The sequence below is a fragment of the Melaminivora sp. genome (assembly GCF_032059615.1).
Lineage (GTDB): Bacteria > Pseudomonadota > Gammaproteobacteria > Burkholderiales > Burkholderiaceae_C > Melaminivora.
The window spans coordinates 58,768-68,078 of sequence record NZ_DAMCAM010000007.1; the positions used below are offsets into that span (position 1 = coordinate 58,768).

9 protein-coding genes are annotated in these 9,311 nt (G+C 73.0%); 5 read left to right on the forward strand and 4 right to left on the reverse strand.

The features are described 5' to 3' along the window. Positions 1–25 precede the first annotated feature (25 nt). From RT051_RS02910 to RT051_RS02925, 4 genes are read left to right on the forward strand one after another with little or no spacing between them, the layout of a single operon-like run. Complete coding sequence (locus RT051_RS02910) at positions 26–1,108, forward strand: ChuX/HutX family heme-like substrate-binding protein (RefSeq protein WP_313071338.1); 1,083 nt, start codon at positions 26–28, stop codon at positions 1,106–1,108. Then, positions 1,105–2,004 carry a hemin ABC transporter substrate-binding protein gene (locus RT051_RS02915; protein WP_409520525.1) on the forward strand — a complete coding sequence of 300 codons (900 nt, stop codon included), beginning with the start codon at positions 1,105–1,107 and terminating at the stop codon, positions 2,002–2,004. The genes RT051_RS02910 and RT051_RS02915 overlap by 4 nt, the downstream gene beginning before the upstream one ends. After that, positions 2,001–3,086, forward strand: coding sequence for an iron ABC transporter permease (locus RT051_RS02920; protein ID WP_313071341.1), 1,086 nt, complete (start codon positions 2,001–2,003; stop codon positions 3,084–3,086). Before RT051_RS02915 ends, RT051_RS02920 begins: the two co-directional genes overlap by 4 nt. Beyond that, on the forward strand, positions 3,083–3,865 hold the full coding sequence (locus RT051_RS02925) for a heme ABC transporter ATP-binding protein (RefSeq protein WP_313071345.1): 783 nt from the start codon (positions 3,083–3,085) through the stop codon (positions 3,863–3,865). Before RT051_RS02920 ends, RT051_RS02925 begins: the two co-directional genes overlap by 4 nt. A gap of 97 nt (positions 3,866–3,962) precedes the next feature. Here the strand turns inward: RT051_RS02925 and RT051_RS02930 are convergent, their stop codons facing one another. Genes RT051_RS02930 through RT051_RS02945 form a run of 4 tightly spaced genes read right to left on the reverse strand, consistent with a single transcriptional unit; the run spans position 3,963 to position 8,880 of the window. Then, complete coding sequence (locus RT051_RS02930; RefSeq protein WP_313071349.1) at positions 3,963–5,111, reverse strand: ABC transporter permease; 1,149 nt, start codon at positions 5,109–5,111, stop codon at positions 3,963–3,965. Beyond that, a complete protein-coding gene (locus RT051_RS02935; protein ID WP_313071353.1) occupies positions 5,112–6,356 on the reverse strand; it encodes an ABC transporter permease in 1,245 nt (414 codons plus the stop codon). Continuing rightward, positions 6,353–7,408, reverse strand: coding sequence for an efflux RND transporter periplasmic adaptor subunit (locus RT051_RS02940; RefSeq protein WP_313071357.1), 1,056 nt, complete (start codon positions 7,406–7,408; stop codon positions 6,353–6,355). Before RT051_RS02940 ends, RT051_RS02935 begins: the two co-directional genes overlap by 4 nt. Next, the gene (locus RT051_RS02945) at positions 7,405–8,880 is read right to left on the reverse strand and encodes a TolC family protein (protein WP_313071361.1); all 1,476 of its coding nucleotides are present in this window, start codon (positions 8,878–8,880) and stop codon (positions 7,405–7,407) included. Before RT051_RS02945 ends, RT051_RS02940 begins: the two co-directional genes overlap by 4 nt. Positions 8,881–9,075: 195 nt before the next feature. Between RT051_RS02945 and RT051_RS02950 the strand changes: the two genes are divergently transcribed. Then, positions 9,076–9,311 (forward strand): class I tRNA ligase family protein (locus tag RT051_RS02950; RefSeq protein ID WP_409520524.1); only part of this gene is annotated, 236 nt, incomplete at its 3' end.

Below are 9,311 nucleotides of genomic sequence, written 5' to 3' on the forward strand. Positions count from 1 at the left end.
GCCCGTTTTCCCTTTTTTCCACACCATGACCCCATCCGACACCCTGCGCACCCGCTTCGCCCAGGCCCGCGCCAGCGGCCTGCGTGCCAGAAACGCCGCCGAAGCCATTGGCGTGAGCGAAGGCCAAGCCATCGCTGCCCACGCCGGCCCGCACGATCAGCCCTTGCGCGCCGTGCCGCTGCGCACCGAATGGCTCGCCATCCTGCAGGCGCTGGAGTCCTGCGGCCCGGTGATGGCGCTGACGCGCAATGAATCGACCGTGCACGAGAAGACCGGCGTGTACCGGAATCTCTCCGCCACCGGCCCGGTCGGGCTGGCGGTGGGCGAGGACATCGACCTGCGGTTGTTCTTCATGCACTGGCATGCCGGCTTCGCGGTGACCGAGGTGGCCGTCGGCGCCGCAGCGCCAGCCGCCTTGAGCCTGCAGTTCTATGACGCCGCCGGTCTGGCCGTACACAAGGTGTTTTGCAAGAGCGCCAGCGACCGGCCTGCATTCGAGGCCGTGATGCAGCGTTTCGCGGCGCCCGAGCTGCAGCCGACTTTCGGCCTCCGCAAGCCCCGTCCCGCCCCGCTGCCCGATGGCGCCATCGACGCCGCAGCCTTCATCGATGCCTGGGGAGCCATGCAGGACACCCACGATTTCTTCGGACTGCTGCAGCAACACAAGGTGGAGCGCCAGCAGGGCTTGCGCCTTGCCCAGGGCCGCTTCACGCGCCGCGCCCCTGCCAGCGCCGTGCGCACGCTTTTGCAAGAAGCGTCCCGTGGCGGCGAGCCCATCATGGTCTTCGTCGGCAGCCCGGGCTGCATCCAGATCCACACCGGCCCCGTACGACGCGTGGAGCCGCGCGAAATCGCCGGCCAACCCTGGCTGAACGTGCTCGATCCCGGCTTCAACCTGCATCTGCGCGAGGACGCCATCGCCCAGGTCTGGGTGGTGTGCAAGCCGACCACGGACGGCACCGTGACCTCCCTCGAAGCCTTTGACCAGGAAGGCGAGCTGATCGCCATGTTCTTCGGCGCGCGCAAGCCGGGCGAAGCCGAGCGCGACGACTGGCGCGCCCTGGTCGCAAAGGCCGCGCCCGAAAGCGCCGCCGCCGAGGCGGCCTGAGCGTGGCGCGCCCTGTTGCCTTCTCGCGCCGTGCCGCGTTGCGCCAGGCAGGCGCACCCCTGGTGGCGGGCGCGCTGGGCGCGGCCGCTTGGCCGCTGCGCGCACAGCAGGCCGGGCCCGGCCTGCCGCGCCTGGTGACCATCGGCGGCGCCATCACCGAAGTGGTGTATGCCCTCGGCGCGCAGGCGCAGCTGGTGGGCAGCGACACCACCAGCCTGTACCCCGAAGCCGCGCAGCAGACCCCGAAGGTGGGCTATATGCGCCAGCTCTCGGCCGAGGGCGTGCTGTCACTGAAGCCCAACGCCGTCATCGCCACCAGCGAGGCCGGCCCGGCCGTGGTGCTGGAGCAGCTGCGCAGCGCCGGGGTCCATGTCACGCTGGTGCCTTCGCGCTATACCTGGCAGGACGTGGGCGCCAAGGTGCAGGCCGTGGGCCGCGCCGCGCGCCGCGAGCTGCAGGCGCGCGAGCTGCAGGCGCGTCTGGATGCCGAATGGGCGCAGGTGCAGGCCCGGGTGGCCGCCACGCGCACAACCCGGCTCCCGCGCGTGCTGTTCATCCTGGCACACGGAGCCACGCCGCAGGTGGCCGGACGCGATACCGCAGCGCACGCGCTGATCCAGTTCGCTGGCGGCGAGAACGCGCTCACCGGCTTTGCCGGGTACCGTCCCATGACCGCGGAGGCGCTGGCCAGCAGTGCCCCGGACTTCATCCTGGGCACCGCCCAGGGCATTGAGGCGCTGGGTGGGCCGGAGCGGTTCTGGCAGCGCCCGGAACTGGCGCTCACGCCCGCATACAGGAAACGCGCGCTGATCGCGCCGGACGCCTTGCTGCTGCTGGGCTTTGGCCCACGTCTGCCCGAGGCAGTGCGCGGCCTGCACCGGGGTTTTGCCGCATGAGCACTGCCGCTCCCCTGCGGCTGCGCGGCCGCGCCAGTGCCTGCGCTGACGCACCGCCCGGCGCACGCCTGGCGCCACGCACCGTGCTGGCGCTGGGCCTGCTCGCGCTGGCGCTGGCCTTCGTCGCCGCCGCCGCCAGCGGCGCCTACCCGATCGCCCCGGGCCAGCTGTTGCGGCTGCTGCTGGGCGGCGGCGCGGGCACGCCCGAACAGCTGGTGTTCTTCCACATCCGCCTGCCGCGCCTGGTGCTGGCAGTGGCAGCCGGAGGCGGGCTGGCACTGGCCGGAGCGCTGATGCAGGGGCTGTTTCGCAACCCGCTCGCCGATCCCGGGCTGGTTGGCATCAGCAGCGGCGCGGCGCTGGCCGCCGGCCTGGTCATCGTGCTGGGCCAGCATTGGGCGCCGGCGCTGCCGCACCTGCTGGGTAGCTGGACCCTGATGCTGGCCGCCTTCGGCGGCGCGCTGGCGGTGACGCTGCTGGTGTACCTGTTTGCGCAGGGGCCGCTGGGCACGCACATCGGCCTAATGCTGCTGGCCGGCGTGGCGGTGAACGCACTGGCCGGCGCAGCGCTGGGCTACCTGAACTTCATCGCCACGGACGAGCAGCTGCGCAACATCCAGTTCTGGCTGCTGGGCAGCCTGGGCGGGGCGCGCTGGAGCGCAGTGGCTCTGGTGGGCACGTTGGTGGCGCTGGCCGGCATGGCGGCGCTGGCTTGCGCGCGCCCGCTCAACGCCATTGCTCTGGGCGAGGCGCAGGCCGCGCTGCTGGGCGTCAACGTCGAGCGCACCAAGCGCACGGCGGTCGTCACCGCCGCGCTGGCGGTGGGCGCCGTCACCGCCACCACCGGCATCATCGGCTTCGTCGGGCTGGTGGCGCCGCACTGGGTACGCCTCGTCGCTGGACCCGACCACCGCGTGGTGCTGCCCGGCGCAGCACTTGTGGGCGGGGCGCTGGTGCTGGCCGCCGACGCGCTGGCGCGCACCGCGGTACAGCCGGCCGAGCTGCCGCTGGGCGTACTCACGGCATTTATCGGCGGGCCGATGTTCCTGGCCATGCTGCGCCGTTTCAAGGGACGTGTATGACGCTGCAATGCCGTGAGGCCCACGTGCGCGCTGGCGGGCGCAGCCTGCTCGACGATGTTTCGGCCACCCTCGCGCCTGAGCGCCTGACGGTCATCCTGGGCCCCAACGGCGCGGGCAAATCCACGCTGCTGTCGCTCCTGGCTGGCGCGCGCGAGCCCGACGCGGGCGATGTGCTTCTGGACGCACGCCCCCTGCCCGCCTGGGGCGCACCGGCCCTGGCGCTGCGCCGCGCGGTGGTGCCGCAGGAAGGAGCGATGGCGTTTGACTTCACCGTGCGCGAGGTGGCAGAGCTGGGCCGCTACCCGCACCGGCGCAGCCCGGCGCCGGACGAGGCGGGCGTGGTGCTGCAGGCGCTGGCGGCCACCGGCGTGGCGCCGCTGGCGCCGCGCGTGTTCAACACCCTCTCGGGCGGCGAGAAAGCGCGCGTGCATCTGGCACGGGCGCTGGCGCAGGTCTGGTCGCCTTTGCCAGACGGGGCTGCGCGCTGGCTGCTGCTGGACGAGCCCACCGCCGCGCTGGACCTGGCGCACCAGCACGGCACACTGCGCCTGCTGCGCCAGTGGGCGCATGGCGCAGGCTGTGGCGTGGTGGCCGTACTGCACGACCTGAACCTTGCGCTGCGCTATGCCGACGACGTGCTGCTGCTGGCGGGCGGGCGCATCGAATGCTTGGGCCCCGCGCGGGAGGTGCTCACGCCCGAGCGCATCGGTCAAACCTGGGGCGTGGACTGCACCGCCGTGAATGAGCCGGGGCAGGCGCTGCAATACCTGTTCGGCTGAAGACACGGGCGAAGACGATCGACGCTATACAAAGATGAGCTGCAAGCGGTTGGTAGACGGCGCTTTCAATGTTGTTCATGTCTGAAAGCACTGTGGATCAAAGGCTTGCAGCTATCTTTTTTTCAGGGCGTGTCAGCCACAGCAGAGCACACCAGCTGGTGACGGCCAGCGCCGCCAGCCACAGCAGCGGCTGCGCCGCCGCCGCCAGCGGCGCGCCCGCCTGGTTCAGCCGCAGCGAGGCCTGGATGCCCGCCGTGCTGGGCGAGAGCCAGCGCAGCCAGGCCAGCGGCTCGGGCAGCGCCTCGGCCGGCCAGGTGAAGCCGCCGAGAAACGCCAGCGGAATGGAGGTGAACATCAGCACCTGCAGCGCGCGCTCGCGCTCGGCCAGCCACCAGCCCACCAGGCAGCCCGTGCCCGCCACCGCCGGCGAGAACACCGCCAGCAGCACCAGCGCCCCGGCCGGGTTGCCGCCGCGCGGGTAGTCCTGCAGCACGAAGATCCAGCCGAAATAGAACAGCCCCGCCAGCCAGCCTGGCGTGCACAGCGCCAGCAATCGCGCCAGCCACAGCCGGGCACCGGCCTGCGCCTGCCCGCCCTCGCGCAAGGTGCCCACCAGCATGGCGCTGCCCATCAGCAGCGTCTGCTGCAGGATCAGGATGGCCACCGCGGCGACGACAAAGCTGCCGTAACCCTCGGTCGGGTTGAACAGCGCCACCGCCTGCAGGTTGACCGGCGAGCGGCTGGCCGCGGCCTGCCCGGCGCTCTGCCCGCTCGCCTGCAGGCGCCGAATCTGCACGCCCGCCGACACCGTGCCGAAGGCCTCGGCAAAGCCGTACTGCACCTGCTTGGCGGCCAGCGGATAGGCGCCGTTGGCATAGACCGGCACCACCGCCTCGGCGGCGTGCAGCACGTCGCGCTTGAAGTCGCGCGGGATCAGCGCGTAGCCTTCGACCCGCCCTGCCAGCAGCGCCGCGCGCGCCTGGCCCTCGTCGGGCGTGACCAGCACCAGTTCGATGCGGGGGCTGGCCTGGGCAAAGCGCAGCATCTGGCGCGACAGGCTGGAGGCGTCCTGCACCACCACGGCCACCGGCACGCGCTGCACCACCTGGGGCGCATAGAACCAGGGATAGAAAAAACCGTAGAGCACCGGCGCGCCCAGCAGCAGCAGCGCCACGCCCTTGTCGCGCAGCAGCGCGGCCAGGCTAGCCAGCCACAGGCCCAGCAGGGTGGGCCGGTGCCCGGCCATCTAGCGCGTCCCCCAGGCTTGCGGCATGCCCCAGGCGCGCAGCAGCGCGACCGTGGCCAGCGCCAGCAGCACCAGCGTGGCCAGCAGCAGGCCCGCCACCACGGGCAGCGTCTGCAGGGGCGGCGCGCCCATCTGCCACTGCTCGAGCTGCAGCCGCGCGTAGTGCGTATAGGGCATGGCCTCGGCCCAGGTGCGCGCACTGCCGCTCATGGCCAGCAGCGGGAAGCCCACGCCGCTGAAGGCAAAGGCCGGCGCCGACAGCAGCCCCGCGCCCGACAGCGCCTTGCGCAGCGACAGGGTCGCGCCCGCCAGCAGCGCCCCGGCCGCCAGGCTCACGGCCAGCAGCAGAAGCAGGCCGAGCGCAATCCAGGCGAAGGAGCCCGCCACCGCCCAGCCGCGCAGCTGCGACAGATAGACCAGGGCGGCCATGCCGCACAGCCACAGCGAGACCAGCGGCAGCGCCAGCTTGCCCAGGAGCGCCGCCAGCACCTGCGCCAGGCCCGGCCGGCTGCGGCCGGCCAGCGCAGCGGCGCCCTGCCCGGGCGCGGCCTGCGGCGGCGCGCCGCCCGGGGCCACCCGCCCCAGCCACTGCCCCAGCGTGCGGTCGCGCAGCTCGCGCCCCACACTCCACGCCCCCGCCGTCATGGCCAGGATGTGCAGCAGCGCGGGCAGCAGCGTCGCGGCCAGGAACTGCTCGTAGTTGGTCGAGACATTGAACAGCGCCACCAGCTGCGTGCGGATCGGCTCCTGGCGCACTTCGAGCACCTGCGCCGGAGTGCCGCGCCTGGCGGCGGCCTGCATCTGGACGCCGGCCGACAGCGTGCCCACCACCTGGCGCACGTCGCGCTGCACCAGGCTGGAGGCCGTGGACAGCTGCGCGTTGTGCAGCAGCGTGACGCTGGCCGCGCCGCCCTGCTGCACGTCGCGCGCGAAGTGCGGCGGGATGTGCACCACGCCATAGACCTCCATGCGCTGCAGCAGCTCCTGCGCCTCGGCGCGGCTGAGCACCTGGGCGCGCACCGACAGGCCGGGCGTGGCCTGCAGCATGCGCACCAGCTGGCGCGACAGGCTGGAGCCGTCCTCGCTCCAGACGGCGATCGGCAGGCCGTAGGGCTGGCCGGCCGAGAAGATCCAGCACAGCAGCGCCACGGCCAGCAGCGGCACCCAGCTCAGCATGGCCGCGTCGCGCGGGCACGCGCGCAGCAGGCGCCACTCGCGCAGCGCGCTGGCGCGCAGTGCGCTCACACCGCGCCCCCGACAACGACGCTCATGCCAGGGCGGGCGCCCTCGATGGGTGCCACGGGCCGGGCGCGCACCTCGAAGGTGCGGGCATCGAAGCCCTGGCTGCCGCGCGTGGCGCGCCAGGTGGCGAAATCGGGCAGCACGCCCTGCCAGTACACCTCGAACTCGGCCGTGCGGTCCGCCAGCGCCGGCAGCCGTCCGGTGAAACGCCGGCCCATGGCAAAGCGCGGCAGGTCGTCCTCGCGCACGTTCAGCACCAGCCACTGGTCCTGCAGGTCCACCACCGTCACCACGGCCACGCCCTGCGGGGACAGCTCGCCCACGCGCGCCAGCACCTTGGCGACTTCGCCGGCCACCGGGCTGCGCAGCTGGGTCTCGGCCTGCGCGGCCTGCACTTCGGCGATGGCACCGGCGGCGCGGCGCGTCTGGGCGTCGGCGGCCGAGCGGTCCTCGACGCGCGCGCCGCTGGCAGCCATCTCGTACTGCGCGCGTGCGGCCTGGGCCTGGGCCTGGGCGGCGCGGGCGTTGATCTGCGCCTCGTCGCGCTTTTGCGCAGCCACCAGGCCCTGCGCGTACAGGCTTTGCACGCGCTGCCAGGAGGTCTGGGCCAAGTCGGCCGCGGCCTGGGCGCGCTGCCAGGCGAGGCGCGCCATCTGCACCTCCTCGGGCCGGGCGCCGCGCGCGGCCTTGTCGGCCTGCGCCTGGGCGGCATCGCGCGCGGCCTCGGCCTGGGCCAGCTTGGCGCGCACCTCGGGGCTGTCGAGCTCGACCAGCAGGGCGCCGGCCTCGATCTGCTGGCCCTCCATGACATGCACCTGGGTGATGCGCGCCGGCACCTTGCCGGCCACGTCGGTCTCGCGCGCCTCCATCTGGCCCTGGAAGTACGGCGCGGGCGGCTGCGAGGCGCGCCAGAAGCCCCAGGCAACGAAGGCCAGCAGCAGCGCACCGATCAGCAGCACCCCCCAGGGCGGGCGCGGGCGCGGCGGCGGCACGGGCTGCGCCGGGGGCACGGGGGGCTGGGATGCGCGCGATGGCGCCGGGGGCGTGGTGCTCATGGTGACTGGGTAGGGATCTGAATGTCGGCCTGCGCCATATGGCGCTCGAAGTCTCCCGCCCGGCCACCAGCCTCCAGCAGCGCGGCCAGGGCCTGCACGTACTGGTTGGCGGTCTGGGCGCGCTCGGTCTGCACGCGGGCCAGGTTCAGGCGCGCGTCGATCAGCTCCAGCGGCGTGCCCGTGCCTTCCTTCAGCGCGGCGCTGCGCAGGCGCAGCAGCTCGCGCGCCAGGTCTTCCTGGGCCTGCTGGGCCAGGTACTGGGTGCGCGCCTGCTCGACGGCCAGCCAGTGCTTCTCGACCAGCAGGGCGATGTCGGACAGGGCCTGCTGCTCGGTCTGGTCGGCCTGGTCAAGCTGCTTTTGCGTGGCGGCGGCCAGCAGGTCGCGGTCCACGCTGTCCCACAGGGTGTAGCGCACGGCCAGACCCGCCACCCAGTTGGGCTTGCCCTGCGTGGTCAGCTCGTGCAGGCCAAAGCCCAGCACCTGCGGGCGGCGCAGCGCCTCCTGCGCGTCGTGCAGGGCGCCGGCCTGGCGGCGCTTGGCCTGCACCTTGGCCAGCCCCGGGTGCTGCTGCTGGGCCTGGGCGATGAAGTCGCTCAGGGGCGCAAGCGGACGGGTGCTGACGAACAGGGAGTTGCTCGGCTGCAGCAACGCCGGGCTCTTGATGGTGCGCGCCAGCGCCGTGGCGGCCAGGCGCGCGTCGTCGCCTGCCTTGCGCGCCTGCTGCTCGGCGTCGGCCAGCGCGGCGCGCGCCTGCAGGCGCTCGAGCTCGGAGATCACGCCCGCCTGCAGCATGCGGTCGGCGGCGTCGGCGTGCTCGCGCACGCCGGCCAGCGCCTGGCGGCGCAGCTCGGCCGCGCGCGCGGCCAGCTGGGCGCCGAAGTAGCGCTGCACCAGCAGCGTGTCCTGGCTGCCCTCGGTGCCGCTGGCGTCCGCCTGGGCCTCGTCGGCCTGAGCATCGAGCCCATCCCGCACCGCGTCCCCCAGGCCACCCGTGTAGAGGGGCCACATCAGCGACATGCTGGCCGAGGCACGGCTGGCCTCGCGCTGCAGGTGCACGCTGGACGGCAGCTGCGGCAGGCGCCCGCCGATGGCGCTGCCCAGCTGCGGCGGCAGCAGCTCCAGGATGTTGCTCAAGGTGTGGCGCGCCGGGTCCAGGCTGACGTCGGCGCTGACCGAGTAGTGATAGGCCATGCCAGTGACGGCCACCGTGGGCCCGCCCAGGCCCTGCATGGCCTGGCGGCGCAAGCGGGCGCTCTCGACCTCGCTGGTGGCGGCGCCCAGGCGGTCGGAGCGCGCCAGCAGCCACTGTCGGGCCTGGGCAAAGCTGATCGGCTGGGAGCCCGGGGACAGTGCGGGTTCGGGTACGGACGACGTCGTGCGGGCCGGCTGGCTGGGCGCGGCGCCGGCCAATGCGGGCAGCAACAGCGCCAGGACGGCGCTGCAGCGATGAAAGAGGGGGCGGTGGGACACGGGCGGCCTGGGCGGGAACCTGAGCGTTGCATTGTGCCCAAACTGCGCGCCCGGACTGCGAGCCTTTGGGGTTTCAAATGAAAACGCCGTTTCCCTTTGCCAGTCCTTGGGTTATAGCTATTTTTTCGATAGCCCGGGTGCTGAGCATAAAATCCGGCATCCTCCAATCCACCGCCCCAGCCGGCATCCCGCGGGATGCCGTTTTTCATTGCCATGAGCGATTCCCACACCCCCGCGCAACCCGGCCTTGCCAGCCTGTCCAAGTCCTTCGAGCCCGCCGCGCTGGAGGCGCACTGGGGGCCGGAGTGGGAGCGCCGCGGCTACGGCCGCGCCGGCATGCGCGGCACGGGCCAGGCGGATGCCGCCCAGCCGTCGTTCGCCATCCAGCTGCCGCCGCCCAACGTGACCGGCACGCTGCACATGGGCCACGC